The 26,206-nt window shown below is 74.6% G+C and carries 24 protein-coding genes; 12 read left to right on the forward strand and 12 right to left on the reverse strand.

All coding sequences use genetic code 11. The features are described 5' to 3' along the window. Nucleotides 1-15: 15 nt before the first annotated feature. Nucleotides 16-762 (forward strand): SDR family NAD(P)-dependent oxidoreductase, encoded by a 747-nt coding sequence (locus ACPFP2_RS08135; RefSeq protein ID WP_424087666.1) that lies wholly within the window; start codon nucleotides 16-18, stop codon nucleotides 760-762. Nucleotides 763-983: 221 nt separating this feature from the next. Here ACPFP2_RS08135 and ACPFP2_RS08140 read toward each other — a convergent pair whose 3' ends face one another. Further along, a complete protein-coding gene (locus ACPFP2_RS08140; RefSeq protein ID WP_424087668.1) occupies nucleotides 984-1,802 on the reverse strand; it encodes a hypothetical protein in 819 nt (272 codons plus the stop codon). A gap of 142 nt (nucleotides 1,803-1,944) precedes the next feature. On the opposite strand from ACPFP2_RS08140, the gene ACPFP2_RS08145 reads away from it, so the two are divergent. Further along, nucleotides 1,945-3,771 (forward strand): BTAD domain-containing putative transcriptional regulator, encoded by a 1,827-nt coding sequence (locus ACPFP2_RS08145; RefSeq protein ID WP_424087669.1) that lies wholly within the window; start codon nucleotides 1,945-1,947, stop codon nucleotides 3,769-3,771. Nucleotides 3,772-3,845: 74 nt separating this feature from the next. Here the strand turns inward: ACPFP2_RS08145 and ACPFP2_RS08150 are convergent, their stop codons facing one another. Next, nucleotides 3,846-5,123 carry a hypothetical protein gene (locus ACPFP2_RS08150; protein WP_424087671.1) on the reverse strand — a complete coding sequence of 426 codons (1,278 nt, stop codon included), beginning with the start codon at nucleotides 5,121-5,123 and terminating at the stop codon, nucleotides 3,846-3,848. A gap of 28 nt (nucleotides 5,124-5,151) precedes the next feature. Next, nucleotides 5,152-5,949 (reverse strand): protein kinase domain-containing protein, encoded by a 798-nt coding sequence (locus ACPFP2_RS08155; RefSeq protein ID WP_424087673.1) that lies wholly within the window; start codon nucleotides 5,947-5,949, stop codon nucleotides 5,152-5,154. Nucleotides 5,950-6,265: 316 nt separating this feature from the next. On the opposite strand from ACPFP2_RS08155, the gene ACPFP2_RS08160 reads away from it, so the two are divergent. Both ACPFP2_RS08160 and ACPFP2_RS08165 read left to right on the forward strand, forming a co-directional pair. Continuing rightward, nucleotides 6,266-8,404 carry a DEAD/DEAH box helicase gene (locus ACPFP2_RS08160; RefSeq protein ID WP_424087675.1) on the forward strand — a complete coding sequence of 713 codons (2,139 nt, stop codon included), beginning with the start codon at nucleotides 6,266-6,268 and terminating at the stop codon, nucleotides 8,402-8,404. 169 nt (nucleotides 8,405-8,573) lie between these two features. Then, nucleotides 8,574-9,551 carry a hypothetical protein gene (locus ACPFP2_RS08165; protein ID WP_424087677.1) on the forward strand — a complete coding sequence of 326 codons (978 nt, stop codon included), beginning with the start codon at nucleotides 8,574-8,576 and terminating at the stop codon, nucleotides 9,549-9,551. 35 nt (nucleotides 9,552-9,586) lie between these two features. Here the strand turns inward: ACPFP2_RS08165 and ACPFP2_RS08170 are convergent, their stop codons facing one another. After that, nucleotides 9,587-10,003 (reverse strand): helix-turn-helix domain-containing protein, encoded by a 417-nt coding sequence (locus tag ACPFP2_RS08170; RefSeq protein ID WP_088976188.1) that lies wholly within the window; start codon nucleotides 10,001-10,003, stop codon nucleotides 9,587-9,589. 236 nt (nucleotides 10,004-10,239) lie between these two features. Between ACPFP2_RS08170 and ACPFP2_RS08175 the strand changes: the two genes are divergently transcribed. Continuing rightward, entirely contained in the window at nucleotides 10,240-10,686 is a 447-nt protein-coding gene (locus ACPFP2_RS08175; protein ID WP_424087679.1) for a hypothetical protein, read from the forward strand. A gap of 28 nt (nucleotides 10,687-10,714) precedes the next feature. On the opposite strand, the gene ACPFP2_RS08180 is transcribed toward ACPFP2_RS08175, so the two are convergent. Then, entirely contained in the window at nucleotides 10,715-11,872 is a 1,158-nt protein-coding gene (locus ACPFP2_RS08180) for a class I SAM-dependent methyltransferase (RefSeq protein ID WP_424087681.1), read from the reverse strand. A gap of 210 nt (nucleotides 11,873-12,082) precedes the next feature. Further along, nucleotides 12,083-13,753 carry a DEAD/DEAH box helicase gene (locus tag ACPFP2_RS08185; RefSeq protein ID WP_424087683.1) on the reverse strand — a complete coding sequence of 557 codons (1,671 nt, stop codon included), beginning with the start codon at nucleotides 13,751-13,753 and terminating at the stop codon, nucleotides 12,083-12,085. 285 nt (nucleotides 13,754-14,038) lie between these two features. Between ACPFP2_RS08185 and ACPFP2_RS08190 the strand changes: the two genes are divergently transcribed. Beyond that, nucleotides 14,039-14,686, forward strand: coding sequence for a ferritin-like fold-containing protein (locus ACPFP2_RS08190; RefSeq protein WP_424087685.1), 648 nt, complete (start codon nucleotides 14,039-14,041; stop codon nucleotides 14,684-14,686). Nucleotides 14,687-14,815: 129 nt separating this feature from the next. Here ACPFP2_RS08190 and ACPFP2_RS08195 read toward each other — a convergent pair whose 3' ends face one another. After that, nucleotides 14,816-15,043 carry a DUF3107 domain-containing protein gene (locus ACPFP2_RS08195; protein WP_088976183.1) on the reverse strand — a complete coding sequence of 76 codons (228 nt, stop codon included), beginning with the start codon at nucleotides 15,041-15,043 and terminating at the stop codon, nucleotides 14,816-14,818. A 65-nt stretch (nucleotides 15,044-15,108) separates the two neighbouring features. Then, nucleotides 15,109-15,747, reverse strand: coding sequence for a TetR/AcrR family transcriptional regulator (locus tag ACPFP2_RS08200; RefSeq protein ID WP_091290545.1), 639 nt, complete (start codon nucleotides 15,745-15,747; stop codon nucleotides 15,109-15,111). A 148-nt stretch (nucleotides 15,748-15,895) separates the two neighbouring features. On the opposite strand from ACPFP2_RS08200, the gene ACPFP2_RS08205 reads away from it, so the two are divergent. From ACPFP2_RS08205 to ACPFP2_RS08230, 6 genes are all read left to right on the forward strand, one after another. Then, complete coding sequence (locus ACPFP2_RS08205; protein WP_424087687.1) at nucleotides 15,896-18,802, forward strand: hypothetical protein; 2,907 nt, start codon at nucleotides 15,896-15,898, stop codon at nucleotides 18,800-18,802. 43 nt (nucleotides 18,803-18,845) lie between these two features. Further along, nucleotides 18,846-19,820 (forward strand): alpha/beta fold hydrolase, encoded by a 975-nt coding sequence (locus ACPFP2_RS08210; protein ID WP_424087689.1) that lies wholly within the window; start codon nucleotides 18,846-18,848, stop codon nucleotides 19,818-19,820. 5 nt (nucleotides 19,821-19,825) lie between these two features. Beyond that, complete coding sequence (locus ACPFP2_RS08215) at nucleotides 19,826-20,713, forward strand: DUF3152 domain-containing protein (RefSeq protein WP_424087690.1); 888 nt, start codon at nucleotides 19,826-19,828, stop codon at nucleotides 20,711-20,713. A gap of 83 nt (nucleotides 20,714-20,796) precedes the next feature. After that, entirely contained in the window at nucleotides 20,797-21,615 is an 819-nt protein-coding gene (locus ACPFP2_RS08220) for a DUF3152 domain-containing protein (RefSeq protein WP_424087692.1), read from the forward strand. Nucleotides 21,616-21,726: 111 nt separating this feature from the next. Then, nucleotides 21,727-22,908, forward strand: coding sequence for an adenylyltransferase/sulfurtransferase MoeZ (gene moeZ, locus ACPFP2_RS08225; RefSeq protein ID WP_424087694.1), 1,182 nt, complete (start codon nucleotides 21,727-21,729; stop codon nucleotides 22,906-22,908). A gap of 198 nt (nucleotides 22,909-23,106) precedes the next feature. After that, the gene (locus tag ACPFP2_RS08230; protein WP_424088019.1) at nucleotides 23,107-23,940 is read left to right on the forward strand and encodes a squalene--hopene cyclase; all 834 of its coding nucleotides are present in this window, start codon (nucleotides 23,107-23,109) and stop codon (nucleotides 23,938-23,940) included. Here ACPFP2_RS08230 and ACPFP2_RS08235 read toward each other — a convergent pair. From ACPFP2_RS08235 to ACPFP2_RS08250, 4 genes are read right to left on the reverse strand one after another with little or no spacing between them, the layout of a single operon-like run. Then, a complete protein-coding gene (locus ACPFP2_RS08235; RefSeq protein ID WP_424087696.1) occupies nucleotides 23,924-24,439 on the reverse strand; it encodes an SUKH-4 family immunity protein in 516 nt (171 codons plus the stop codon). The genes ACPFP2_RS08230 and ACPFP2_RS08235 overlap by 17 nt on opposite strands. A gap of 28 nt (nucleotides 24,440-24,467) precedes the next feature. Then, nucleotides 24,468-25,085 carry a hypothetical protein gene (locus ACPFP2_RS08240; protein ID WP_424087698.1) on the reverse strand — a complete coding sequence of 206 codons (618 nt, stop codon included), beginning with the start codon at nucleotides 25,083-25,085 and terminating at the stop codon, nucleotides 24,468-24,470. Then, nucleotides 25,082-25,711, reverse strand: coding sequence for a hypothetical protein (locus tag ACPFP2_RS08245; RefSeq protein ID WP_424087700.1), 630 nt, complete (start codon nucleotides 25,709-25,711; stop codon nucleotides 25,082-25,084). The genes ACPFP2_RS08240 and ACPFP2_RS08245 overlap by 4 nt, the downstream gene beginning before the upstream one ends. Next, nucleotides 25,704-26,198 carry a WXG100 family type VII secretion target gene (locus ACPFP2_RS08250; protein WP_424087701.1) on the reverse strand — a complete coding sequence of 165 codons (495 nt, stop codon included), beginning with the start codon at nucleotides 26,196-26,198 and terminating at the stop codon, nucleotides 25,704-25,706. Before ACPFP2_RS08250 ends, ACPFP2_RS08245 begins: the two co-directional genes overlap by 8 nt. Nucleotides 26,199-26,206 lie beyond the last annotated feature (8 nt).

Here is a 26,206-nt window from a genome sequence, read left to right on the forward strand (position 1 = left end):
CGGAGGGAGCGGGGCGTGGGGGAGCGGTTGGCCGTGGTGAGTGGGGGCGGGACGGGGATCGGGGCGGCCGTCGCGCGCGGGCTGGTCGGTGACGGGTTCGACGTGCTGGTGGTGGGGCGGCGGGTCGAGCCGCTGCGGGCGACCGCCGAGCGGATCCGCGCCGAGGCGGGTCGGGAGGACGCGGTCACCGTCGTCACCGCCGACCTGACCGACCCGGAGCAGACGGCCGGGGTGGTCACGGCGGTCGGCGGCCGGCCCGTCGACGTGGTGGTGAACAACGCCGGCGGCTACCTCGGCGGGGACACGTCCGGCCTGCACGGGGTGGCCGCGCACTGGCGGGCCAACCTCGACGCGAACGTGCTCACCGCCGTGCTGCTCACCGAGGCGCTGCGGCCGGCGCTGCGCCGACCCGGCGGTCGGGTGCTCCTGATCAGCTCGATCGCCGCCCAGCGGGGCGGCGGCGGGGCGTACTCGGCGGCGAAGGCGGCACTGCACGGCTGGGCGTACGACCTGGCCACCCAGCTCGGCCCGGAGCAGATCACGGTCAACGTGGTGAGCCCCGGCTACGTCGCCGACACCGAGTTCTTCGGCGACCGGATGACCCCGGACGGGCACGCCAAGCGGGTCGCCGCGACCCTCGTCGGGCGGGCCGGCGAGCCGGACGACATCGCCGCCGCGGTCCGCTACCTGGCCGGCCCGTCCGCCGGATACGTCACCGGTCAGGTGCTCGGCGTCAACGGCGGATCCGTCCTCGGCCGCTGATCCCCCACCCGCTGCACCCCCGCCGCCGCGCGTACCTACAGAGAACGCGCACTTACAGAGATAGCGTGGCTATTGAGCGCCGAATAGCCACTCTTTCTCTGTAAGTGACGGCCCCGTCGACCCGGCCCCGTCGACCCGGCCCCGCCGACCCGGCCCCGCCGACGCGGGTACGACGAAGGAAGGGACGCGGCCCCCCGTGTGGCCGCGTCCCCCTCGTCGCCTCAGCCGGCGAGCAGCTCGTACGCCACCTTCGGGGCGTCCTGCGCGGCGCTGCCGGTGGGGGCGTCCACCTTCGGCGCGGTGCCGTAGTCGCGGTACTCGACCAGGTACGGGTACGCCTTGCGCTTGCCCGCCGCCGGCACCTGGAGGGTGAGCCGGCTCAGGTTGCCGTCCGCGCCGACCTCGGCGGTGAAGGGAACCGCCTTCGCGGCGTCGCCGAGCGCGGTCATTTCCTCGGCCTCCAGCGCCTTCGCCGCCTCGCCCGAGGTCAGGTCGATCGTGCCGGTGTACTTCCCGGCGCCCTGCTCCTCGACGCGCGTCGCCGCCTCGATCAGCGGGCCGGTGTTGCCGACGTCCACGCCCTCCCACACCGGCGCGCTCTCGGCGTCGGTGAGCTTGGCACGGTCCAGCCTCAGCCAGCGGTCCGGCAGCTTCGGCAGGCCGGTGAGCCCGTCGGCGCCGGTGAACCGCACCTTCATCCAGAGGTCGTCCGCGACGATCCGGAACGACATCCGCATGGTGAAGCCCAGCTCGGCGTCCTTGTTGGCGATGGAGAGCTCCATCCCCTTCGCGGTCGGGTCGACCAGCCCCGAGACGTCGCCGGTGGACGACTTCCCGCTGAAGCGGAACGTCCCCTCCGTACCGTCCGGGACGGCGGCGAGCAGCGCCTGCTTCGGCGTCGGCTCGGCGCTCGTCGCGGGCACGGCGGCCGGACCGGACGCCGTCGGCTCGCACCCGGCGACCAGGGCGGTCGCGGCCACGGCGGCGGTGGTGGTGACGACCCGACGGATCAACCCGGCGGTACGGGTGCGCTGTGTCATCGCAGATCTCTCTCTCGCATGTTCGGCGGTTGCCGAGACGATGCTGCGGGCCGCCACTGCGGGATCGCTGCCGTTATGCTGCCGTCCGACTGCCGTGCGGGCGCCGCCGGCGGGAGCGGGGGTGTCAGGAACGGAAAATCGCATGTCAGGAACGCTGCGCTTCGAGATCCTCGGTCCTCAGCGGGCCTGGCACGACGACCGCGAGATCGACACCGGCCCGGGCAAGCAGCGCGCCGTGCTGGCCGTCCTGCTGCTCTCGGCGGGCCGCCCGGTGCCCACCGGGCAGATCGTGGACGCGGTCTGGCCGGACGATCCGCCGGCCAACGGTCCCAACGTGGTGCAGAAGTACGTCGCCGGGCTGCGCCGGGTGCTGGAGCCGGAGCGCTCCCCGCGTACGCCGGGGCAGGTGGTCACCCTGACCGAGGCGGGCTACCTGCTGCGGGTGCCGCCGGAGGCGGTGGACGCCGTCCGGTTCGAACGGGCGGTGCGCCGGGCGCAGCAGTCCCGGGCGGAGGGGCGGGTCACCGAGGCGGTCACCGAGCTGCGGTCGGCCATCGACCTGTGGCGGGGCGAGCCGCTGCCCGGTCTGCCCGGCCCGTTCTTCGACTCCGCCCGCCACCGGCTGGGCGAGCTGCGCGCCGCCGCCCTGGAGGCCCGGATCGAGCTGGAGCTGGAGCTGGGTCGGCACCGGGAGCTGACCGGCGAGCTGGTGGAGCTGGTGGCCGGGTTTCCGCTGCGGGAACGGCTGCGCCACCAGCTCATGCTGGCCCTCTACCGCAGTGGCCGGCAGGCCGAGGCGCTCGCCGCGTACCGGGAGATCGGTGAGCTGCTGCGCGAGGAGTACGGCATCGAGCCGGGCAACGCGCTCCAGGAGCTGCACCGACGCATCCTGCGCTCCGACCCGACCCTCGCCCCGCCGACGCATCCCGCATCGCCGACCCCGGCCGCTCCGACGCATCCCGCTCCGCCTGCGCCGGCCGCCCCGCCTGCGCTGGCCGCCCCGACTGAGCCGGCCGCTCCGTCCGCAGCTGCCGCCTCGTCGGCGGCGGTCGTTCCGGTGCCGCGCGACCCGGTGCCCGTCCCGGCTGACGTACCGGGCGATCCGGTGCCCGTCGCTGCGCAGGTGCGGTACGGCCCGGTTCCCGCCGCGACGGTGAGCGGGCCGCCCGTCCCGGCGGGCCGGCCGTCGACCTCCGGCGCGCCGGTCCTGCCGACCCCGCCGGTCATGCCGACCCCGCCGGTCCTGCCGGTCCCGCCGGCCGGGCCGGTCGCCGGGGCGGTCTGGCACCCGCCGCGCTGGATGAGCGTGACGGCGACGGTCGTGGCCACGGCGGTGGTCCTGCTGTCGTTCGGCGCCCTCACCTGGGCGGTCGTCCTCGGGTACGCGGCCTGGCGGCGCAGCTGGCGGCTGGCCCTGGCGGGGCTGGGCTACCTCGCGCTGATCGGAAGCCTCTTCTACCTGGCCGTGACGAGCGACCCCGACGCGGAGCCCCCGGACGGGGAACTCCTCTACGTCCTCAGCGTGCTCGCGGTGTGCTGGTGCGTGGGGACCGTGCACGTCGTGCTGCTGAGCCGGGGCTTCCGGGGCGCGGTGCGCCGGGCCCTCGGCGTGGTGGACCGGCGGGGCGGCGATGAGCGGCGGGTACGCCGCGAGCAGGCCCGCTACCTCCTGCACCACCACCCGGCAGCCCGGCACGAGCTGGCCATCGGTCGCCCCGACCTGCCCCGCGTCTTCGACGACGGCGGGCTCGTCGACGTCAACGCGGTGAGCGACCAGGTGCTCGCCGGGCTCCCCGGCCTGACCCCCGACCAGTGCCGGCACATCGTCACCGACCGGCTGCTGCGCGGCCCGTACTCGTCGGTGGAGGAACTGGCCGGGCGCTGCCTGCTCCCGCCGGTCGTGACGGAGCACCTGCGCGACGTCCTCGTCTTCCTGCCACCTCCCGGGCCGCCCCCGGCCGCCACCTGAGCGAGGCCGGCCCGGCGGCCGCCGTCGGCCGCCAGCTGGCGGCCGACGGCGGCCGCCAGCCCGGGCGACGGCGGTCAGGGGGACGGTTCGACGATCCGGAACTTCATCAGCAGCTCCTGGGGCAGGACGACGCCGGTCACCGAATGGGTCAGCTGCTCGACGATGTCGAGGTGGTCCTGCTGGCCCAGCGGGATCCCGACGAACCCCGCGAACTCGGGCAGGTGCTCGACCACGTAGGCCGCGCCGGCGCTGAGCTTGTTGCCCATCAGCCGCTTCGACGTGCTCATCAGGTTCTTCAGGAACTCGTCGATACCGAACAGCACGATCCGCTTGTCGGCGTCCTCGACGGTCTCGAAGAACCGGTTGAACCCGTACGTCGAGCGGGTGGCCAGGAACTGGACGATCTGCTCGCCGGCTGCCACCAGTTGCGGGTCGGGTGAGTCGGGGAGCCAGTACTCGCTCGCGCTCTTGGCGGTGTGCAGCGCCTCCAGCGTGACCATGCTGGACCAGTCGCAGTCGGCGCTGCCGAGGATGACCGCCGTCCGCTTGCCCTTGTCCCGGCAGGGGGCGAGCACCGCCCGGACCGCCTCCGCCGTCACCTGGACCCGGGCCCGCAGGTACGCGAGCAGCCGCATCGCCTCCGCCGTGAGCTGCTGGGAGTCGCCGGAGACGATGCGGCGCGCCAGCGCGAGGGAGACCAGCGCGTCGGCGTTGCGGTGGTCGATCCACGACTGCGGGGTGTCCACGTACGCGGTGCCGTCGTCCTCCACCCGCAACGCCAGCCGCAGGATGCTGTCGTCCCCGATGAAGGCGTCCTTCGACTCCCGGAACCCCTTCAGCCGCATGGCGTCCATGCAGTACGCGCAGAAGCAGTGGGCGCTCAGGCCGGCGTACGAGTCGGACCCCGAGTTCGGATACGCGTCGGTGAGGTCGAGCACGACGCCGTCGACGCCGTGCTCCAGGATTTCGGAGATCATCTGGTGCAGAATGCGCTGCACCGTCGGATGGGTGATGCAGACCTGGGCGAATTCCTGGTCGTACTGGTTCTTCTGCCAGATGGCGGAATTGTCGAGGAACTGTCCGTCGATGATGATGTTCGCCCAGATGGCCCCCTCGTCGCCGAGGAGGTCGCGGGCCTGGCGTACCCAGTCGGGCAGGAGTTCGTGGCCACGCAGGGCCGGCGGGATCGGGTGGACCTCGGACTCGAAGGAGGGGCCGAAGGTCCCGACCGCGGGGAGCACGATCTCGGTGGCGGACCGGCGGACGAAGTCGGGGAACCGGCCGAGCCAGTACTCCACCGGCTTGAGCCGCAGCATCTCGGCGGAGGGGATGTGGGCGATGGCTCGCTTCATCGGGGAACCTCCCGGGGGCGGTCGGGACTCACGGGACGCGGCGCAACTGCTGGACGAACTCGTCGACCGAGTCGTCCGGGGAGTGACGGTCGATGAACCGGGTCAGCAGTTGGCGCGCCTGGTCGGGCGCGTCCCGCTGCTCGTGCCGGATGCGGACCACCCCGGGGGTGGGGTGCGGACCGCCGGCCCGCCGGAGGTGGTCGGGTCCCTCCAGCAGGACGCGGAACGTCACGGCGAGGGCGTAGACGTCGGCGGCCGGGGAGACGGCGGAGATGTCCTGGCGTACCTCGGGGGGTTGGAAGAGGGCCCGCCCGCCCTTGAGGAGGCTGCCGGACCCGATCGAGACGAGGCGGCTCTCCAGGATCTTGAGCAGGCCGAAGTCGGCGAGCTTGTAGGTGTGGTCGGCCTCCGACCGCACGACGTTCCAGGGCGCGACGTCGCTGTGCACGATGCCGTGGGCGTGCGCCACGGAAAGCGCCTCGGCGACCTCGAAGAGGATCGTCCTCGTCTGCGCCAGGGAGACCGCCCCCATCATCGGGGAGATGTCGATGTGCCCGTCCCGCCACGGCTCGATCCACGGCATCACGAAGTAGGGGACGTCGTCGGCGACGCCGAGGTCGGTCACCGGCACCACGTGCCGGCTCAGCCTGCCGAGCCGGGCCCCGACCATCGCCTCCTTGACGAAGCTGCGCTGCACGCGGGAATCGCCGTGCAGCGCCAGGCTCTCGTTGACGGTCTTCACCGCGACCTTCTCGTCGAAGAGCAGGTCCCGCGCCATCCAGATGGTGCCGCAGCCCCCACGGCCGACCGGCCGGTCGTCGAGCAACTCGTAACGGAATGCGGAATTCGGGTATCCCAATGGCACCGGATCCTCCAGGCGGTCGTATCCGCGAACCGTTCTGGCCATTCTGTTGTCGCCACTGCTCGACGCGCTTTCGACGATAGCCCGACCCGCTCGCGCCGTCGAATGTCTGACCAATTGCTGTCAATGCAAGATCCCGCCGGGTGCGGACCCCCTTCCGGTGGTCGCCGACTTGGCCGCCTCTCTTCCCGTTCGCACCATTCACCGTGGCATTCACGTCCGACCGGGGACGGTGGGCGGTGCGGGGACCCCGGCGGGCCGGTGCTGGTAGAAATGCCGGATGAGCCAGGATCGGGCGGCGGTACGGGAGCGGGCCGAGGCGGTGCTGCGCCGGCTGGCCGGCGAGCACGCCACGCTGCGCGAGGACCAGTGGCGGGCGATCGAGGCGCTGGTGGTGGACCGGCGTCGGGTGCTCTGCGTGCAGCGCACCGGCTGGGGCAAGTCGGCGGTCTACTTCGTCGCCACCGCGCTACTGCGGGACCGCCCCGACGCCGCCGGCCCGACGGTCATCGTGTCGCCGCTGCTGGCGCTGATGCGCAACCAGGTGGAGTCGGCGGCCCGCGCGGGCATCCGGGCCCGCACCATCAACTCCGCCAACCTCGACGAGTGGGACGAGATCACCGCCGAGATCCACGCCGGCGCGGTGGACGTGCTGCTGATCAGCCCGGAACGGCTCAACAATCCGGACTTCCGCGACGGTGTGCTGCCCCGGCTGGCCGCCACCACCGGCCTGCTGGTGGTCGACGAGGCGCACTGCGTCTCCGACTGGGGGCACGACTTCCGGCCGGACTACCGCCGGTTGCGCACCTTCCTCGCCGGCCTGCCCGAGCGCACCCCGGTGCTGGCCACCACCGCCACCGCCAACGCCCGGGTCACCACCGACGTGGCCGAGCAGCTCAGCACGGGTGACGGCAGCGACGCGCTGGTGCTGCGCGGCACCCTGGACCGGGAGTCGCTGCGGTTGGCCGTACTCGACCTGCCGAGCCCGGCACACCGGCTGGGCTGGCTCGCCGACCACCTCGACCGGCTCCCCGGCTCCGGGATCATCTACACGCTGACCGTCGCGGCGGCGGGGGAGACCGCCGAGTTCCTGCGCTCGCGTGGCTGGTCGGTGGCCTCCTACACCGGCCAGGCCGAGGACGCAGACCGCCGCGCCGCCGAGCAGGACCTGCTCGACAACAAGATCAAGGCGCTGGTCGCCACCTCCGCGCTCGGCATGGGCTTCGACAAGCCGGACCTCGGCTTCGTGGTGCACCTCGGCGCGCCATCCTCGCCGATCGCGTACTACCAGCAGGTCGGCCGGGCCGGCCGGGCCGTCGAGCACGCCGAGGTGCTGCTGCTGCCCGGCGTCGAGGACGCGGCGATCTGGCGCTACTTCGCCTCGCTCGCCTTTCCGCCGGAGGAGCAGGTCCGGGCGGTGCTCGCCGCCCTGCACACCGACCGGCCGCTCTCCACCCAGGCCCTGGAACCCCTCGTCGACCTGCGCCGGGCCCGGCTGGAACTGATGCTCAAGGTGCTCGACGTGGACGGCGCGGTGCGCCGGGTGCGTGGCGGCTGGCTCGCCACCGGCGAGCCCTGGGCCTACGACGAGGCCCGGTTGCGTCGCGTCGCCCAGGCGCGCACCGCCGAGCAGCAGGCCATGCGGGAGTACGCGGCCACCCCCGGCTGCCGGATGCGGTACCTGCGCGAGTGCCTCGACGACGCCGGAGCCACCGACTGCGGGCGCTGCGACAACTGCGCCGGTCCGCTGTTCACCCCGGAGGTCACCGACACCGCGCTGAGCACCGCGCAGACCTTCCTCGGCCGCCCCGGTGTCCAGGTCCCACCGAAGAAGCTCTGGCCGACCGGGTTGGACGCGGTGGGCGTACCCCTGAAGGGGCGGATCCCCCCGGCGGAGCAGGCGCTGCCCGGTCGGGCCGTGGGACGGCTGTCCGACCTGGGCTGGGGTGGCCGGCTGCGCGCCCTGGTCGGGCCGGACGCGGCGGACGGCCCGGTCCCCGACGACGTGGCGGCGGCGGTGGTCGACGTGCTCAGGGCGTGGGCCCACGGCGACGACCCGTGGCCGCGCCGGCCGGTCGGCGTGGTCGCCGTCGGCTCCCGCACCCACCCGACGTTGGTCGGTTCGCTCGCCGAGCGGATCGCCGCGGTGGGCCGGCTGCCGCTGCTCGGCCAGGTCGTCCCGACCGGTCCGACGGGGGCCGGCGGGCCGCGCGGCAACAGCGCCCAGCGGGTACGCACACTGCACGACGCCTTCGCCGTGCCGGCGGAACTGGCCGACGCCCTCGCCGGGCTGGACGGGCCGGTGCTGCTCGTCGACGACCTGGTCGACTCCGGCTGGACGATGGCCATGGTGGCCCGGCTGCTGCGCCGGACCGGCGCGCCGGACGTGCTGCCGCTCGCCCTCGCCGTGGCCGGCTGAGCATCCGCTGCCCGGCCCGGTGCCCACCGGGCGGGGTGCGGATCGTGGCATGCGGGCCGATCCGACACCGCTGGGGTGCGAAAAGTTCCCGGGCCGGACGGATTGCGAGCGTCGCCACGCTCGGCGGGCGACGGCCGGTCGGCGTCCGGGCCGACGGTACCGTGGGCGCATGGCCGAGCAGCGATCCGTCACGGCGGCGGTCGACCCGGACGGAGGGTCGGCGACCGACGCCCACCCCGTCGGGCCGGACCGCAGCACCCTGCGGCTGGCGCTGACCGTGGGCGGGCTGGTGCTCGCCGTCCTGCTCGGCTTCGGCCTGGGCCGGGCCAACCCGAAGCCGGCCACGCCGGGCGGGACGGGCGTCGCCGCGGCGGCCGTCGGGGAGCACACCCACGCGCCCGGCACCGGCGCGCACGACCACGGCGCGGGCGGGGACGCCGCGACGGCGGCCGGCGGGCTCTCGGTCACCTCGTCCGGCTACACCCTCACCCCGTCGGCCGGGGACCTCGTCGCGGGCCGGGCCGGGGAGTTCCGCTTCCGGATCCACGACGACCGGCGGCGGGCGGTCACCCGGTTCGCCGTGGTGCACGACAAGCCGATGCACCTGATCGTGGTACGCCGGGACCTCACCGGCTACCAGCACCTGCACCCGACGATGGCCGCCGACGGCACCTGGTCGGTGCCGCTGACCCTGGCCCAGCCCGGTGTCTGGCGGGCGTACGCGGACTTCGTCGCCGTCGCCGACGACGGGCGGCAGACGCCGGTCACCCTCGGGGTGGACCTGACCGCCCCCGGCGAGTACGCGCCCCGGCCGCTGCCCGCCCCGGCGACCACCACGACCGTCGACGGATTCACCGTCGGTCACGAGGGCGTGCCCGAGGTCGGCAGGGCGCTGCCCCTGCGCTTCCGGGTCCGCGACGGCGCCGCCCCGGCCGCCCTGGAGCGTTACCTCGGCGCGTACGGGCACCTCGTCGCGCTGCGCCAGGGGGACCTCGGTTACCTGCACGTGCACCCGGAGCCGACGCAGGCCGGCGACACGGTCACCTTCTGGGTCACCGCGCCGGGACCGGGCCGGTACCGGATGTACCTCGACTTCCAGGTGGCCGGCGTGGTGCGGACCGCCGAGTTCACCGTCACCGTCGCCTGACGGCGACGCCCGCCGGGGAGGGCTGTGCCGTCGGGTCAGCCGGCCCGGCGGACCGGGCGGCGGGCGAGGTAGCGGAGCAGGTCGCGGATGTGGTGCTTCTCCTCGGCCGGCACGGTGGGGTCGGCCAGCCGCTCCAGGATGACCCGCACGTCCGCCTCGACCGGGGCGTCGTCGGCGCGACGACGCGGGGACGGACCGGCGTCGGGCAGCCCGAGCGCCCGGAACGCCGCCGCGACCGGCAGGTCGAGGGCGGCGCAGAAGCCGCGCACCTTGGCCAGTTCGGGGTAGTCCTGCCAGTCGCCGGCCAGCCAGCGGAAGACGGTGGACCGCCCCACCCCGGTGTGCGCCGCCAGGTCGCTCACCGTCCAACCCCGCTCGTCGCGGGCGTCGTCGATGGCACGTCGCACGAAGCGTGCGAAGGCCATCTGCGGTGATACCTCTGCGGAGCCCATGCCTGCGGGGTGGTCCCTTTCTCGAACCGGGCGCGGTGTCGATCGCGCCTCCCCAGGGTAGTACGACGATGCGTCGGAGCAATTGACCGATCGACCCCTGTGTCCCGCGCGGGACCCCGGATCCACCCGGGCCCGTGCGCCGGCGTCGATCGTCAGGCATCACCCAGGCTCGACGGACCCGCCGTCAGCAGGGACGCGGCCGGTCAGGCACGTCCCGAACACCGAAGAGGAGCAGCATGACCGACCCCGTCCGTCCGGTGCCGCACCGCCCGGGTGCGGTCAGTCTCTTCTTCGTGGCCAAGGCCGGCGTCTTCGCCCTCGGCTTCTGGATCTGGCTGCTGGTGCTCGTGCTGACCGGCGACGAGGCCACCGGGGCGCACGTGCTCGCGGCCACCGGGGCGACCACCACCACCCTGGTCGGCGTGGTGCTCGGCGCCCGGCTGGCGGTGCAGCGCAGCGCCGCCGTACGGCACGCCGAGCTGAAGCGGCTGCTGGTGGACATCTCCTGGAACGCCTTCACCGCCGCCGGTAACGCCGGGACGTCGGGGAAGGTGGTCCCCTTCCCGACCCTGCCGGCCGAGGACGAGCGGCCGTCGCGCGAGCGGGTCTCCGCCTTCGACCGGGGCCCGGCCGGGGACCGTGCCGGCCGGGACCGGGGCGGCAACGGCGACCGGCGCCGCTGACCCGCCCACCCCTCCTCGCGTACGGCGGTCAGGCGGTCGGGGCGTCCTCGGCGAGCAGGGCCGCCAGGCGGGGCGTGACCTGCCACTGGTCGACCAGTTCCCGGTACTCGGCCCGCTGGCCCTCGGTGGGCGCGGCGCCGGTCCGGCGGGCCCGCACGAGCAGGTTCCGGGGAGTGTGCCGGGAGTCCACGAACTCCACCACCTCCGCCCGGTAGCCGTGCAGCCGGAGCAGGCCGGCGCGCAGCGCGTCGGTGAGCACGTCGGCGAAGCGTTCCCGCAGGATGCCCTGCCGGGTCAGCAGCTCGTACGGGGCCGGGGCCGGACGGGAGCGCAGCTGTGCGGCCAGGTCGTGGTGGCAGCAGGGGGCGGCGAGCACCCAGCGGGCGTTCCACCGCACCGCCCGGGCCAGCGCCTCGTCCGTGGCGGTGTCGCAGGCGTGCAGGGCCAGCACCAGGTCCGGCGCGGGTTCGACCACCGCGTCGGCGATGGTGCCGGCGACGAAGGAGACCCGGCCGGCCCAGCCGAGCCGTTCGGCCAGCTCGGTGTTGCGCCGCCGCTGGTCCTCACGGACGTCCACCCCGACCAGTTCGACGTCGAGGCCGCGTCCGGTGAGGTACCGGTACGCCGCGAAGGTCAGGTACGCGTTGCCGCAGCCCAGGTCGACCACGCGCAGCGGCCCGGTCAGCTCCTCCGGCAGGGTGGCGGCGAGCGCCCGCAGGAAGGCGTCCACCTGGCGTCGCTTGGCCGCCGAGCCGCCGATCTCGGTGAAGATCGGGTCGCCCGGGTCGAGGAGGTACTCCTTGGCCCGGTCGTGCCCGACCGGCTCCGCCGCCGTCCGGGTCGCCGCGGCCCGGTGCACCTGCGCCTCGCCGGACTTGGTCACCCGGAGTTGGAGCGTGGCGTCGGCGGTCTCCACGTGCCAGTTGCCGAACGGCTCGGCCAGCAGCGCGTCGACCGCCGAGCCGGCCTCCGCCCCCGGGGCCACGTTGCGGGTGTACGGCCGGCTGCCGTCGGAGGTGGAGATCTGCAACCGTGGACCGGCCTTGAGGACGACCGGACGCAGTTCGGCGCGGACCACCGACGGCCGCTGTCCACGCCGGCGGCCGGCGGCGACCGCCCGGGTCAGCGCGGGGTCGAGCAGCAGCTCCCGCACCTCGGTCAGGGCGGCGTCCAACGGTTCGGGCATCGTTGCATCATCCTTCGTCGGGGGCGGGCGGCGGTGCGCGACCCGGGTCGTGGTGGCCCGCGCCGCACCCCCGGTGACCGCACCACGTCGCCGGGGTGGGGGCGGCGCGTTCCCGCCCGGTCCGGGTCGCCGGGAGCGGGCGGGGGCGGTCACCACAGGGGACATCCCCCGTACCGGCGAGCGGTGCGGGGGATGTCGGGTGTCACGGGGTCAGTCGGCGGTGGCCTCGGCCGGCGTACCCACGCCGGAAGCGCCACCACGCCGGCGCCGGCGGCGGCGCGGCTTCGACGGCTGCTCGCCGTCGGCGGAGGCGGCGGCCGGCTCGGTCGCGCCCTGGTCGGCGGAGATCACCGCGGTCGGCTCGCCCGCGACCGGCTCGCCGTCCCGGCGGCGACGCCGGCGGCGCGGGGTGCGGGTGCCCTCCTCGGCGGTGGCCTCGGCCGGCGTCTCGGCATCGGCGGTGTCGGAACCGGAGCGGCCCCGGCGACGCTCACCCCGACCACGGCCCTCGCCACGGCTCTCGCCGCGCCGGGACCCTCGGCCACCCTCACCACGGCGAGGCCGTCCGCCCAGGTCCTCCTCGACCTCGGCGGCGAGCCCGGCACGGGTCCGCTCCGCGGTCGGCAGGGTGCCGGTGATCTCGGTGGAGATGTCGAGGTCGGTGTAGAGGTGCGGGGAGGTGTGGTACGTCTCCGGCGGCTCCGGCATGTCCAGGCCGAGCGTCTTGTCGATGATCCGCCAGCGGGGCATGTCGTCCCAGTCGACGAAGGTCACCGCGACGCCGGTCGCCCCCGCCCGGCCGGTACGGCCGATCCGGTGGGTGTAGGTGTCCTGGTCCTCGGGGCAGTCGTAGTTGATGACGTGGGTGACGCCGGTGACGTCGATGCCCCGGGCGGCCACGTCGGTCGCGACCAGCGTGTCGATCTTGCCGGCGCGGAACGCCCGCAGCGCCCGCTCCCGCGCGCCCTGGCCCAGGTCACCGTGGACGGCGGCGACCGCGAAGCCGCGGAAGTCGAGATCCTCGGCGACCCGGTCGGCGGCCCGCTTGGTCCGCGTGAAGATCATGGTGAGGCCGCGCCCCTCCGCCTGGAGGATCCGCGCCACGATCTCGACCTTGTTCATCGAGTGGGTGCGGTACGCCAACTGCTTGGTCTGCGGCGACGGGCCGGTCTCGGCGGTGTGCCCGGCGTGGATCGTCACCGGCCGGCGCAGGAAGCGCCGGGAGAGCGTGACGATCGGGTCCGGCATGGTGGCCGAGAAGAGCATGGTCTGCCGGTCCTCCGGCAGCATCGCCAGGATCTTCTCGACGTCGTCCAGGAAGCCCAGGTCGAGCATCCGGTCGGCCTCGTCGAGGACCAGCGCGCGCACCCGGTCGAGCCGCAGGTGCTTCTGCTTCTGCAGATCCATCAGCCGGCCCGGCGTGCCGACCAGGATCTCGACGCCCTTGCGCAGCGCGTCGATCTGCGGCTCGTACGCCACGCCGCCGTAGATCGGCAGCACCCGCACGCCCCGGGTCTTGCCCGCGGCGGCGAGGTCCTTGGCGACCTGGATGCCCAGCTCACGGGTGGGGACGACGACCAGGGCCTGCGGCACGCCGTCGCTGCCCTCGTCGGGGGCGAAGACCCGCTCCAGCAGCGGTACGCCGAAGCCGAGGGTCTTGCCGGTGCCGGTCGGCGCCTGGCCGATCAGGTCGGTGCCGCGCAGCGCGATCGGGAGCGCGTACTCCTGGATCGCGAAGGCGCGGGTGATGCCCGCCGCGGCCAGCGCCTCGACGGTCTCGGGCCGCGCGCCGAGCGCGGCGAACGTGGGCGCCTCCGGGCGGACCGGGGCGGTGGGGGCCAGCTCGTGGCCCGCCAGCTCTTCGAGAATCTGTTCGCTCATCTGGATCTGGGGGTGCCCTCTCGTGGTGCGCCCCGTCTTGTCCTCAGGGCGCGATCGGTATGGCGCGGGCCACGCGGTCGGCGGCGGTGTCGCCGAGCCGGACCGGGCCGCACGCGCGCCGTAGGCAGGACTTCGATCAGATCGGCGCCCACGGCAACTACTCCATCTTAGCCGAGCAGCACGGTTCCGCTCCGGAGCCCGCTGACCGACCCTTCTCCGGGGGTGCCAATTGTGACCTGCGTCACGTGAAAAACGGTCCTACGCCCCGGACGGTACCCTGCGCTCGTGCCCGCCCCGACAAGCCCCGACGCCGTGGTCGACCTGCTCGGTCTGGTCGCCTACGGCGAACTGCTCGCCTTCGACCGGATGGCCGCCGACGCCCGCCTCGCCCCCGACCTGCGTCGCCGGGCCGCGCTGAGCGAGATGGCGGCGGCGGAGATCGGCAACTACCGCCGGCTCGCCGACTGGCTCACCGCGCTCGGGGCCAGCCCGGACGAGGCGATGGCGCCGTACCGGGACGCGTTGCAGGCGTACCACGACTCGACCGAGCCGAAGGACTGGCTGGAGGCGGTCACCAAGGCGTACGTCGGGGACGGCATCACCGACGACTTCCTCGGCGAGATGGCCGACCGGCTGGACGAGCCGTACCGGCAACTGGTGCGGGACGTGCTGCACGACTCCGAGTACGCCGAGTTCGCGGTGTTCGAGATCCGGGCCGCGATCGAGGCGGACCCCCGGGTGGCCAACCGGCTCTCCATGTGGGCGCGACGGCTGGTCGGGGAGGCGCTCTCCCAGGCGGGGCGGGTCGCCGCGGCGGACCGGGGCGCGCTCACCGCCCTGATCGGGCGGGGCGAGGTCGACGTGCCGGCGCTGTTCCGCAGGCTGACCGCCAACCACACCGCCCGGATGACCGCCGCCGGCCTCAACAACTGAGCCTGAGGCGACGGCCTCGGCACCTGAGTCACCGGCCTCGACGACTGCGCCGGGTCGCCCCCGCGCCGGCGAGGCGGCGACCCGGATCCGGCCCGCGGCGGGCTGAGCCGCCGCGGGGGCCGGACCGGTTCAGCGGACGGTGAAGCCCACCGCCCGCGGCGACGCCTCGGCGATCTCGACGTAGGCGACCTTGCCGACCGGCACGATGACCCGCCGACCCTTCTCGTCGGTCAGGGAGAGGGTCCCCTCGGACTTGCCGAAGGCGTCGGTCACGATCTGCTCGATCTCGGCCGGCGACTGCGCGCTCTCCAGAACCAGCTCGCGCGGCGCGTACTGCACGCCGATCTTGACCTCCACTGTGCCTCCTCAGGTGGGCGAAAGAGCCGCCGATGGGAAGGCTATCCGATCTCGGGGCCGGATGTTCAGGCTGACTCACCTTGCAGCGGGAAGCTCGCGATCCCCCGCCAGGACAGCGCCGCGACCAGTGCCTCCGCCTCGGCCTTGGGCACCTGGCGACCGCCGGCCAGCCAGAACTGCGCGGCCGTCTCCGCCGCCCCGACCAGGCCGGACGCGAGCAGCTCGGCGTGCGCCCGGCTGACGCCGGTGTCCGAGATGATGGTGTCGGTTATCGCCGCGATGCAGCCCTGCTCCACCCGCTCCACCCGCTGCCGGACCGCCGGGTCGTTGCGCAGGTCCGACTCGAAGACGAGGCGGAACGCCTCGCTCTCGTGGTCGACGAAGTCGAAGTAGGCGCGCACCGAAGCGCCGACCCGCTCCTTGTTGTCGCTCGTCCCGCGCATCGCGTCGTGCACCTTGGCGACGATGGCGTCGCAGTGCGTGTCGAGCAGCGCGAGATAGAGCTCCATCTTGCCCGGGAAGTGCTGGTAGAGCACCGGCTTGGAGACCCCCGCCCGTTCGGCGATGTCGTCCATCGCGGCGGCGTGGTAGCCCTGCGCGACGAACACCTCCTGCGCCGCCGCGAGCAGCTGCTTACGGCGCGCCGAGCGGGGCAGCCGGGTGGGCCGGCCGGCGGTCTGCGCACCGTTCCCCACAGCGGTCATGGGAACCTCCGAGTTCTTCGTACGAGCCGGCACTTTTACCCCGTACCGGTCAGGGCATCCGCCCCGGCCCCGGAATTGGCCCGCCGCTGTAACTTATCGCCACTGTCACCACACGGTAGCCTCAGCGGGGGCGACCAAGGAGCGCGCGGTGAGTGAAACAGGGCAACCCGGTGCCGCCACCCCGGGAGAGCACGGTGACGGGACGGGTCGGCACGACGATCCGGCCCGCTCCGGCAGCGGGTGGGCACCTCCGGGGGCCGGGTGGTCCGGCGGGGCCGACGCCCCGGCGTACCGCGAGACGGCCGCTCCCTGGCACCGGCCCGAGCCGTCCGGCTGGGGCGCCTCCTCGCCGCGACACGGCGACCTGCCGGCCCCGTTGCCCGACCCACGGTCGGACGTGGACCCCGCGCCCCGCAACGGCCGGCCCCACCTCAACGGCACGAGCCACCCGGGCGACGAGCCGCCGGGCGGCCGGCCCGCCCCGGTCAGCGCTCCGCCGGCCGAGGCCTGGTCCGGCGCCGACGCGCGCCGGGACGCCGACGGCGACCGGCTGATCGTGCCGGCACAGCGGCCCGCGCCCGCGGCCGAGCAGCAGCAGGAGCCCGACGCCGGCCCCGCGCGCCACTCCTCCGACGACGCGCCCCGGGCGGGCCGCTGGTCGGACGAGGGCTTCCCCGCCTCCGCGCCCCCCGCCGTCCAGGTGCCACCGGTGGGCACCGCCCCCTCCGGCTTCGAGGTGCCGCCCGGATTCCACGCCCCCCGGGCCGACCGCGCCGACTCCGGTCCGTCGGGTGTCGATTCCCCGGCCTGGGCCGGGCGCGCCGAGCCCGGCCCGTCGGCCGGCGACCCTCCGACCTGGGGCGACCGCACGGAGTCCGGTCCGTCGGCGGCCGAGCCGCCGGCCTGGGCCGATCGTTCCGAGTCCGGCCCGTCCGCCGCCGGGTCCCCGACCTGGGCCGACCGCACGGAGTCCGGCCAGTCGGCCGCCGAGCCATCCGCCTGGGCGGACCGCTTCCCGCCGGAGCCCACCGAGCCGGAGAGGCCCGCCGGTTCGCCCGTCGCCGGCCGCCCGGCCGACGAGCCGGACTGGTCCGGCCCGAGCTGGAACCGCCCGAGCTGGGGCGGGAGTTGGGCGCCGTCGTGGGCCCGTGAGGAGGAGCCACCCGGCCTTCGCGGGGCCCGCGAGGAGGATCCGCCGTCCGGTCGCCGCGCCCGGGTGGAGCGGGCGGGGGAGTGGTCGGCCGAGCCGGCCCGGCCGTACGAGCCGGTGCGCACCGAGTCGGCCCGGCCGTACGAGCCGGTCCGCGCCGAGCCGGCCCGGCCGTACGAGCCGCTCCGCTCCGAGCTGCCCCGGCCGTACGAGGTCACCCGCTCCGAGCCGGAGCCGCCGGTACGCCCCGTCGACCGACCCGCGTGGGCCGGTCGCGCGGCCCCGCCCGCGCCCGCCGTCGCCCCGCGCAGCGCCCCGCCCGCGCCCGCCGGCGCACCGCGCAGCGCCCCGCCCGCGCCGGCCGGCGCCCCGTCCGCCGTCGCGCCCCGCAGCGCCCCGCCCGCCGTCGCGGAGGAGCCGACCGGCGCTGCCACGATCACCGAGCGGGCCGCGCCGCCGTTCCGGCTCCGGTCCGTACCGGGGGAGCCCACCGCGCCTGCGGACCTGCCCGGCCACCCGCCGGTCCCCGCCGGTCCCGGCACCGCGACCGCACCCGTCACGAGCGGGCCGCGTCGACCGGACCCCACGCCGTCCGCGCCCGCCCCGACGAGCGCACCCCCCTACGCGGCCCGCCGCTCCGCCCCCGATCCCGTGCCCGTGGCCCCGCCGGTCGCCGGGGACGAGGCCCCGGACGCTGGCGCGGCGGTGCTGCCGCAGCGCGTCCCCGCCGAGCCGGACGTGCCCGTCGTGCCGGAGCCGCCAGCCGTGGAGCCACCCGCCGAGACCCCGGAACTCGCCCGCATCGCCACCCACCTGCGGCGGGACGACGAGCCCGCCCCGCCGCAGGAACGGCCGGAGGGCTTCGACGTCAACGCCATCCTGGACGCGGTACGGGAGGTGGCCGGCGTACGGGACGCCGCGTTGCGCCGTACCCCGGCCGGCGCGCACAGCCTCCGTCTGGACCTTGCCGACGGGGCCGACCCGGCCGAGGTGAGCCGGATGGTGGCCCGGCTGCTCCAGGAGCGGATGGGACTGGCCGCGGCCCCGCAGAACCTGCCCACTGCCGCCCCCGCGCCGCTGCGGCGCAGGTCCGCCCCGGGCCGGTCGGTCGAACCCCGGCCGGCAGAGGCGCGTACCCGCGCGCCCGGCCCGGAGAGCACCCCCACCGAGCCGCGCTCCGGCGACGCCCGCCTCGCGGAGCCGGGTTCGGCGCCCGTGGGCCGCTCCCGGACGGCCGAGCCGGCCCCGAGGGTCGACCCCGCCGACGAGCGCCCGGGCGCACCCGGCCAGGAGGAGGAGCCGGGCACGGTCGGCGGGGTGCCCCGTCGCCGTCGGCAGACCGCCCCGCACCGGGGCCGGGCCAGTGTGGAGGAGGCGGCCCTGTCCGCCGCCCCGACGGCCACCGGCAGCCCGGCCACGGCCGGCACGTCGTACTCCGGTGGGCAGATGACCACGACGGAGACCGCGCCCTCCCGCCCGCTGGACACCGGCGGCGTGCCGGGGCCCCGGGTGGTGATCGACCACGTCCAGGTGAGCACCTTCGGTCTCGACGCCACGGTGGAGGTACGCCTGCTGGCCGCCGGTGAGATCGCCGCCGGCCACGCGACCGGTCCGGCCGTGGACGGGTACGTCCTGCGGCTCTGCGCGGTGGCCGCCGCGGCGGCGGTGGACCAGCTGCTCCGGGGTGGCGGGCGCACCGCCGAGCGGGGGCGCTGCTTCGTCGAGCACGCGGCGGTGGTGCCCTTCGGCAACTGCGAGGTGGCCACCGTGGTGGTGCTGCTGGTCTGCGACGGCTGGGTGGAGCAGCTCGCCGGTTCGGCGCTGGTCGCTGGCGACCCCCGTCAGGCGGTGGTACGCGCCACGCTGGCCGCGGTGAACCGTCGCCTGGAGGCCCTGCTCGCCTGAGTCGGCGGTGTCGGCGCGGTTCGCGCGGGGAAGACTGGCAGACATGAAGCGCGCCGCTCTCTGGCCCGACCACCTGCTGCCCCCGCACCACGTCCCACCGCCCTGGCCGGGCCGGGCGGTACGCCTCGACGGCACCGTCACGTACGTCCGGGACACCCCGGCCACCGGCCCGGACGCCGAGCCGGCGCTGTACGTGCACGGGCTGGGCGGCTCGTCGCAGAACTGGACCGACCTGGCGGGCCTGCTCGCCGGCCGTCTCGACGGGCAGGCCATCGACCTGCCCGGCTTCGGGCGCAGCGAGCCGGGGCGCAGCTACACCATCCCGGCCTTCGCCGAGCGGGTCGTCCGGTGGATCGAGCACTCCGGGCGGGGGCCGGTGCACCTGTTCGGCAACTCGCTGGGCGGAGCGGTCTCGGTGTACGTGGCGGGCCTGCGCCCGGACCTGGTGCGGACGCTCACCCTGATCTCGCCGGCCCTGCCGTTCCTGGGTTTCCACCGGTCGTTGCAGGGACGGATGCTGCCGCTGCTGGCGATCCCGCGCGGGGAGCGACTGGCCGCGTGGCGGCTGGCCCAGATAGCCCCGGAGGTGATGGCCCGGCAGGCGATGGAGGCGTGCGTGGCCGACCTGAGTCGGATCAGCGAGCAGCGCCGGCAGGAGGCGCTGGAGGAGATCCGGGTGCGCTACGAGGCCGCCCACTACGCCGCCGCGTACGTCCGGACGTTCCGTGGGCTGGTCTCCAGCTTCCTGCGGTCGTACCTGCCGGGCCCGAGGTCGATGTGGCGGATCGCCGCGTCGATCGAGGCGCCGACGCTGGTGGTCGGGGGCTTGCAGGACCGGCTGGTGGACGTGCGGGTGGCGCCGCAGACCGCCCGGGTGATCCCGGACAGCCGGCTGATGATGCTGGCCGGGGTCGGGCACGTGGCCCAGGTGGAGGTGCCGCGTACGGTGGCGCGCGCCGTCCTGCACCTGCTCGCCGAGTCGGGACAGGGCGTGTCGCGGCCGGACGTGGCAGGCTGAGCAGGATGTCCGACTTCCTCCCCCGGCCGCGTCGGCGTGCCCGGCCGACCCGTCCCGGCCGGCAGCCGTCGTCCGGTCGTCGCCGCTGGACGGTGCTGCTCGCCGCGGGGCTCGCCCTCGCCGCGGGCGCGGGCGGGGCGATGTCGGCGGGCCGGCCCGAGCCCGGCGCCCGGACGTGGGGCGCGCAGGCGCCCGCCCCGGGGCCGCCGGCGGCCGAATCGTCGCCGATGCCGTTGTCCCCGTCGGTGTCGACCCCGTCGCCGTCCGGGTCGGACGCCGCCCCGGTGCTCCAGGTCGCCGGGCCGGTGCCCGCCACCGGCCGGGGCACCTTCGGCTACGACGACCGGCCGGGCCCGGTGCTGGGGCGGGCCGGTGGGGTGCAGCGCTACCGGGTCGCCGTGGAGGACGGCGCGGGTGAGGACGTGCGGGGCTTCTCCGACGAGGTGCAGGCCGCGCTCGCCGGGCCGGGCGGCTGGGTGGACGACGGGCGGCTGCGGCTGCGCCGGGTGCCGCCCGGCGAGGCGGCCGACTTCACCGTCTACCTGGCGACCGCCGTCACGGCCGGGCGGATGTGCCTGGCCGGGGGAGTGGACATCCGGATCGGCGGCCGGCCGTACACGTCGTGCCGCGCACCGGGGAAGGTCATCGTCAACCTGGACCGGTGGCGCGGTTCGGTTCCGCACTTCGTCCGGGCCGGGGTGCCCCTGTCGCTGTACCGGCTGTACGTGGTGAACCACGAGGTCGGTCACCAGTTGGGGCACCGCCACGAGCGCTGCCCGGGGCGGGGTCGGCCGGCGCCGGTGATGCAGCAGCAGACGCTCTTCCTCGACGGGTGCACGCCGAACCCGTGGCCGTACCTGGAGGGTCGGCGGTACCGGGGTCGCCCGCTCTGAGTCGGCCGGCACGATGTGAAGCATCTTCGCAGCATTCGCGGCAATAGCAATTATTTGCCCGATTGGTCTGCAATGCTGTCGGGGTGAGCCCCGACACGTCGCCCGCTGCCGACCGACCGGCCGCCGCCCCGGCACCGACCGACCCCCGCCCCGGCCTGGTCCGGATGCGGCGGCGTCGGCGGCGGGCCGCGCTGCTCGGCCTGGTGTCGCTCGGCGCGACGATCGGCGGGGTCGCCCTCGTCCGGGCCGGCGACGCGCCCACCCCGCCCGCCGAGGGGCGGACGGCGTACGGGCTCGGCGCGGGTGACCGGATCGCGCCGCCCGGGTACCCCGTCGAGGGTCCCGGTCGGTTCGCCGCCGCCGACGGTCGCTCCCCGGTGCGGGGCGTCGACGGCCCGCTGCACCGCTACCGGGTGGCGGTGGAGGAGGGGACCGGTCAGGACGTCGACGCCTTCGCCGCCACCGTCGACGAGGTGCTCGGCGATCCGCGCAGCTGGATCGGCTCCGGCGAACTGCGGGTGCAGCGGGTGCCCGAGGCCGCTGCCGCCGACTTCACCGTCTACCTGGCCACCCCGGCCACCTCCGAGCGGATGTGCGCCCTGGGTGGGCTGGTCACCGAGCGGTACACCTCGTGCCGGCTGCCGGGCCAGGTGATCATCAACCTGGCCCGCTGGATGGACGGCGTGCCGCACTACGGCGCGCCGCTGGAGACCTACCGGACGTACGTGGTCAACCACGAGGTCGGGCACGAGTTCGGCGAGGAGCACCAGGCCTGCCCCGGCCCCGCGGAGCCGGCGCCGGTCATGCAGCAGCAGACGTACGGCCTGGACGGCTGCGTCGCCAACGCCTGGCCGTACCTCGACGGCAGCCGGTACGTGGGCGAGCCGACCGACGGCCTCTAGAGTTATTCCCGCTCCCGCATGTCGGGCGGGGTGTCCCTGCTCATGGCCGACCGGCGGTGCGGCGAGCGACAATGGCCCGGTTCGCCACCAGCCGATCCCGGGGAGTCCACCGTGTCGCTGCCCCCGCTCGTCGAGCCCGCCGCCGAGCTGACCGTTGACGAGATCCGCCGCTACTCGCGCCACCTGATCATCCCGGACGTCGGGGTGGAGGGGCAGAAGCGGCTGAAGAACGCCCGGGTGCTCTGCGTCGGCGCCGGCGGCCTCGGCTCGCCGGCCCTGATGTACCTCGCCGCCGCCGGTGTCGGGACGCTCGGCATCATCGACTTCGACACCGTCGACGAGTCGAACCTCCAGCGCCAGATCATCCACGGCGTCTCCGACGTCGGCCGTTCCAAGGCCGAGTCCGCCGCCGCCTCGATCCGCGAGATCAACCCGCTGGTCAACGTCGAGATCCACAACACCGCGCTGGACCGGGACAACGTCCGGGAGATCTTCTCCTCCTACGACCTGATCGTCGACGGCACCGACAACTTCGCCACCCGCTACATGGTCAACGACGCGGCGGTGCTGCTCGGCAAGCCGTACGTCTGGGGGTCGATCTACCGGTTCGACGGCCAGGCGTCGGTGTTCTGGGCCGAGCACGGCCCCTGCTACCGCTGCCTCTACCCGGAGCCCCCGCCGCCCGGCATGGTCCCCTCCTGCGCGGAGGGCGGCGTGCTCGGTGTCCTCTGCGCGTCGATCGGCTCCATCCAGGTCAACGAGGCGATCAAGCTGCTCGCCGGCATCGGCGAGCCGCTGGTCGGCCGGCTGATGGTCTACGACGCCCTGGAGATGAGCTACCGCAAGATCAAGGTCCGCAAGGACCCGAACTGCGCGCTCTGCGGCGAGAACCCGACCGTCACCGACCTGCTGGAGGACTACGAGGACTTCTGCGGCGCGGTCTCCGAGGAGGCGCAGGAGGCGGTGGTCGACGCCACCATCACCGCCGTCGAGCTCAAGGAGTGGCAGGACGCCGGCAAGGACATCTTCCTGGTCGACGTCCGCGAGCCCGCCGAGTACGAGATCGTCCGGATCCCCGGCGCCACGCTGATCCCCAAGGGCGAGATCATCTCCGGCGAGGCGCTGTCGAAGCTCCCGCAGGACAGGCGGATCGTGCTGCACTGCAAGTCCGGCGTGCGCTCCGCCGAGGCGCTCGCCGCGCTCAAGGCGGCCGGGTTCTCCGACGCCGTGCACGTCCAGGGCGGCGTGCTCTCCTGGATCAAGCAGATCGACCCGTCGCTGCCGGCGTACTGACCGGTTCGGCGCAAGGGCCCTTCCGCCGACGCGGAGGGGCCCTTCGCGTGCCGCCGGGCTTCCCGCGCCGGTCGGCCGGGAAGGCGCCGGGCCGGCCCGCAGCCGGCGGATCATCGATGGCCGCCCGGCGGACGGCAGGCAGCCGTTTCCCGGAGGCGGGATCGTCTTTTCGCAGGTAGCGTGTCCGCCGTGGTCGACATGGACGCCGCGATCGGCTTCGTCGTGGCTCACGGGGACGCGGTGGACCGCGCCCGGCTGTCCCGGTTGCGCACCGGCGCGCCGGTGCCGGACGAACTGCTCGACGCGGCCGAGGCCGGGCAGGCAGCCGGCGGTGGCTGGCCGGCCGTGCTCGGCGGCGAGGTCGCCTCGGTCGACGCGACCTGCTTCCGCCTCGCCGAGCTGGACGACCTCGGCGCACTCGGCCGTCCCGCCGCCCGGCACGCGCTGGACTGGCTCGCCGCCCGGCAGTTGCCCGACGGCGGCTGGGAGGAGGACCCGCGACTGGCCGGCCTGGCCCCGGAGTGGGCCCGCCCCGGCGACCCGGAGGCCCGGCTCTACCTGACCGCCAACGCCGGCTTCTGGTTGACCGTCGCCGGGCTCGACGCCCGGGCCGCCGGCCCGCTGGACCATCGGGTCGGTGGGGCGTACGCCGGGGTGGTGCAGGCGGCGGCGCACGCGCTGGCCGCGGCGCTCGCCCCCGACGGCAGTTGGCCGTCCTTCCTGCCGGCCGGTTGGCTGAGCGCGGCGGTGCTGCACCGGCAGCAGATGTACGACGAGTCGGCGCGCATCCAGGCGGTGCTGGCCGAGCGGGTGCCGACCATGTCCCCGGCGGACGTGGCCTGGCTGGCCGCGACGCTGCGCCGGGCCGAGGTGGGCGAGGAGCAGTGGTTGCTGGTGTCCGCCCGCCGGCGGCTCACCGAGACCCAGCGCAGCGACGGCGGCTGGGACAGCGACGACGGGCACCAGTTCGACGTGCACACCACGCTGACCGCGATCCGGGCCTGCCGCCCGGCGGTCACTTCAGCTGGTTGATCACCAGCGGCCACCAGCCGTCCGGGGTGAAGGCGGCCGGGTCGATGCTCTCCAGCACCATCCGCAGCTGCTCCGCCCGTTCGGCCCGGCCCGGCTTGCCCTCGTCCGCCTCGACGAAGAGCGCGAACTGGTAGAGGAACTCGACGAAGGTGCGGAAGGTGCTGTTCACCGGCTGCACGTCATGCTGCTCCAGGTCGAACTGGAGGATCTCGCCGGTACGCGGGTCGAGCACGTAGAGCAGGTCGGTGTTGTCGGCCACCGCGCCGACCACGATCAGCCGGACGTCGAGTGAGCCGTCCTCGGTGGTCAGCTGGATGGTGTCGTACAGCTCGATGTCGCCTTCGAGGAAGGCGGTGAAGACGACCGCCACGTCGAGCGGGATCTCGTCGCCCGCGGGGAGCATGTCGGGGCGGAAACCCCCCTCCAGCCACGCCTCGCGCGGGTACGGGATCAGCTCGTCCTCGCTCCACAGCGCGGTGAACCGGGGATCAGCGGCCATGACGGTCCTTCGCAGGGTCGACGGTGGGTCAGGAGGACAGGCCGGCGGCGATCAGCAGCCGCCGCCAGTTGTCGGCGTACTCGCCGGCGTGCCGGCCCTTGCGCAGCCGCAGTTCTCCAGCGGCGGGACCGAAGACGGCGGCGACCAGCTCGGGGTAGCCGGGGCCGAGCACGTACTCGTCGAAGAAGGTGCCGACATCGGGGGCGATGACGGTGTACTCGACGTCCTCGTCCGGGTGCTCGTACTGGTAGACGTAGGCGGTGGACTCCATGTAGTACACCTCCAGGTCTTCCCGGTCGAGGTAGATCGGGTCGCCGCCGCGGATCTCGTCCCGCAGGCCACGGGGGACGCTGTCCATCTCGTAGCCGACGATCAGCGGGCTGCCCATCGGGTCGTCCGGGTCGACCTCGGATCCGGCCCAGGCCTGCGGGGTGAGGATCTCCTTCGGCGCGTGGAAGCGGAAGTCGTCGCCCTCGATGCGCCGGAACAGGCTGTAGACCTCGGCGACGCCGGGCAGGTCGGCGATCGGCTCCAGCGGCGCCGGCCCCTCGATGCGGACACCGAAGCCGTGCTCGGACTCGACCCGGGTGAGCAGCTCCAACTTCTCGGTGATCCGGGCGAGGACGGCGGGGTCCGGTCTGGTCACGGCAGGACCTTCACGATGATCGGGGTGCCCGGATCGACGTCGCGCAACGCCACGGAGATGTCGCTGCCGATCTGGCGGTTGGTCCAGGCGTCCATCAGCCTGAGGTTAGCGTATTCGTCCTTTCCGTCGAGTTGCAGCTCGTGGACGTGGTCCGGGTCGAGTCCCTGGCCGCGGGCAGTGATCGGACCCCGGCCGCCGTAGAGGCGGTCGACGAGGTCCTTGTTGGCCAGGTACTGGTTGGTCTCCCGGGTGCCGTGCTGCTGGGTCAGCCGCTCGCTCTTCGTCAGCCGGCGGATCACCCGGTCCCGGAAGACCCTGGTGCGGGTCCGGTTGCCCGGCTTGGTCCCCCGGCCACCCCGGTGGTGGACGCTGTTGGTCGTCCGGTCCGAGTCGGCCTTGCTCAGCCGGCCCTCCTGGCCGAGCCGGACCAGGTCCTTGGCCTTGCGGTCGAAGTCCTTCTTGTCGAAGTCCGGGCGGTTGCGCAGCACCAGCACGGCCGGGCCGTCGGCCTTCTTCCCGGCCGCCTTGGCGGTGCGGAACACGTCGGCGTTCTCCAGGTACGCCGAGACGATCTTGGCACCCTTCGCCTGGGTCTGCCGGGGCGGCGCGGTGCGCTTCTTACCCATTGAGCACCGTGTCCACGGCCAGCCCGATCAACTGGTCGATGATCAAGCCGGTGATCATCTTGAAGATCGGGATCTGGAGCAGGGACGCGCCGAAGGTGACCGCCGCCGTGGCGATCGCCTGGGCGATCTGGATCGCCAGCACGACCAACTGGATGATCACGTTGATCTTCAGGGCCAGCACCACGCCCGCGGCGGCCATCAACCCGATCCCGATGACGGTGGCCGGGTTGGCGGCGTCGGCGACGTTGCGGGCGGCCGACTCCTTGTCGTTCCACTCACTGGCGAAGGCCGTGAAGCTCTCGCCCCGGTTGGTGTCGAGCACCGACCGCGCCGCCGACTCCAACTGGGCCACCGAGCCGTTGATCCGGTCGGCCATGCCGGTCCACTCGCCGGCCAGCCGGAACAGCGCCGTCTCGTCGGACTCCGGCCAGTCGTACCCCAGCATCGACAGCAGGGACGCCAGCTCACCCGGGATCGTCAGACCCACGGTGACTC

This window comes from Micromonospora citrea (assembly GCF_049629545.1).
Classification (GTDB): domain Bacteria; phylum Actinomycetota; class Actinomycetes; order Mycobacteriales; family Micromonosporaceae; genus Micromonospora; species Micromonospora citrea_A.

What these genes read in the sequence shown, in the direction of transcription:
- ACPFP2_RS08165 (WP_424087677.1), top strand. Translation starts at nt 8,574, where the DNA reads ATGGCCGAGCAGCGATCCGTCACGGCGGCGGTCGACCCGGACGGAGGG.
- ACPFP2_RS08140 (WP_424087668.1), bottom strand. Translation starts at nt 1,802, where the DNA reads ATGACACAGCGCACCCGTACCGCCGGGTTGATCCGTCGGGTCGTCACC.
- ACPFP2_RS08175 (WP_424087679.1), top strand. Translation starts at nt 10,240, where the DNA reads ATGACCGACCCCGTCCGTCCGGTGCCGCACCGCCCGGGTGCGGTCAGT.
- ACPFP2_RS08180 (WP_424087681.1), bottom strand. Translation starts at nt 11,872, where the DNA reads ATGCCCGAACCGTTGGACGCCGCCCTGACCGAGGTGCGGGAGCTGCTG.
- ACPFP2_RS08245 (WP_424087700.1), bottom strand. Translation starts at nt 25,711, where the DNA reads ATGGGTAAGAAGCGCACCGCGCCGCCCCGGCAGACCCAGGCGAAGGGT.
- ACPFP2_RS08230 (WP_424088019.1), top strand. Translation starts at nt 23,107, where the DNA reads ATGGACGCCGCGATCGGCTTCGTCGTGGCTCACGGGGACGCGGTGGAC.
- ACPFP2_RS08160 (WP_424087675.1), top strand. Translation starts at nt 6,266, where the DNA reads ATGAGCCAGGATCGGGCGGCGGTACGGGAGCGGGCCGAGGCGGTGCTG.
- ACPFP2_RS08235 (WP_424087696.1), bottom strand. Translation starts at nt 24,439, where the DNA reads ATGGCCGCTGATCCCCGGTTCACCGCGCTGTGGAGCGAGGACGAGCTG.
- ACPFP2_RS08185 (WP_424087683.1), bottom strand. Translation starts at nt 13,753, where the DNA reads ATGAGCGAACAGATTCTCGAAGAGCTGGCGGGCCACGAGCTGGCCCCC.
- ACPFP2_RS08210 (WP_424087689.1), top strand. Translation starts at nt 18,846, where the DNA reads ATGAAGCGCGCCGCTCTCTGGCCCGACCACCTGCTGCCCCCGCACCAC.
- ACPFP2_RS08170 (WP_088976188.1), bottom strand. Translation starts at nt 10,003, where the DNA reads ATGGGCTCCGCAGAGGTATCACCGCAGATGGCCTTCGCACGCTTCGTG.
- ACPFP2_RS08215 (WP_424087690.1), top strand. Translation starts at nt 19,826, where the DNA reads ATGTCCGACTTCCTCCCCCGGCCGCGTCGGCGTGCCCGGCCGACCCGT.
- ACPFP2_RS08145 (WP_424087669.1), top strand. Translation starts at nt 1,945, where the DNA reads ATGTCAGGAACGCTGCGCTTCGAGATCCTCGGTCCTCAGCGGGCCTGG.
- ACPFP2_RS08200 (WP_091290545.1), bottom strand. Translation starts at nt 15,747, where the DNA reads ATGACCGCTGTGGGGAACGGTGCGCAGACCGCCGGCCGGCCCACCCGG.
- ACPFP2_RS08150 (WP_424087671.1), bottom strand. Translation starts at nt 5,123, where the DNA reads ATGAAGCGAGCCATCGCCCACATCCCCTCCGCCGAGATGCTGCGGCTC.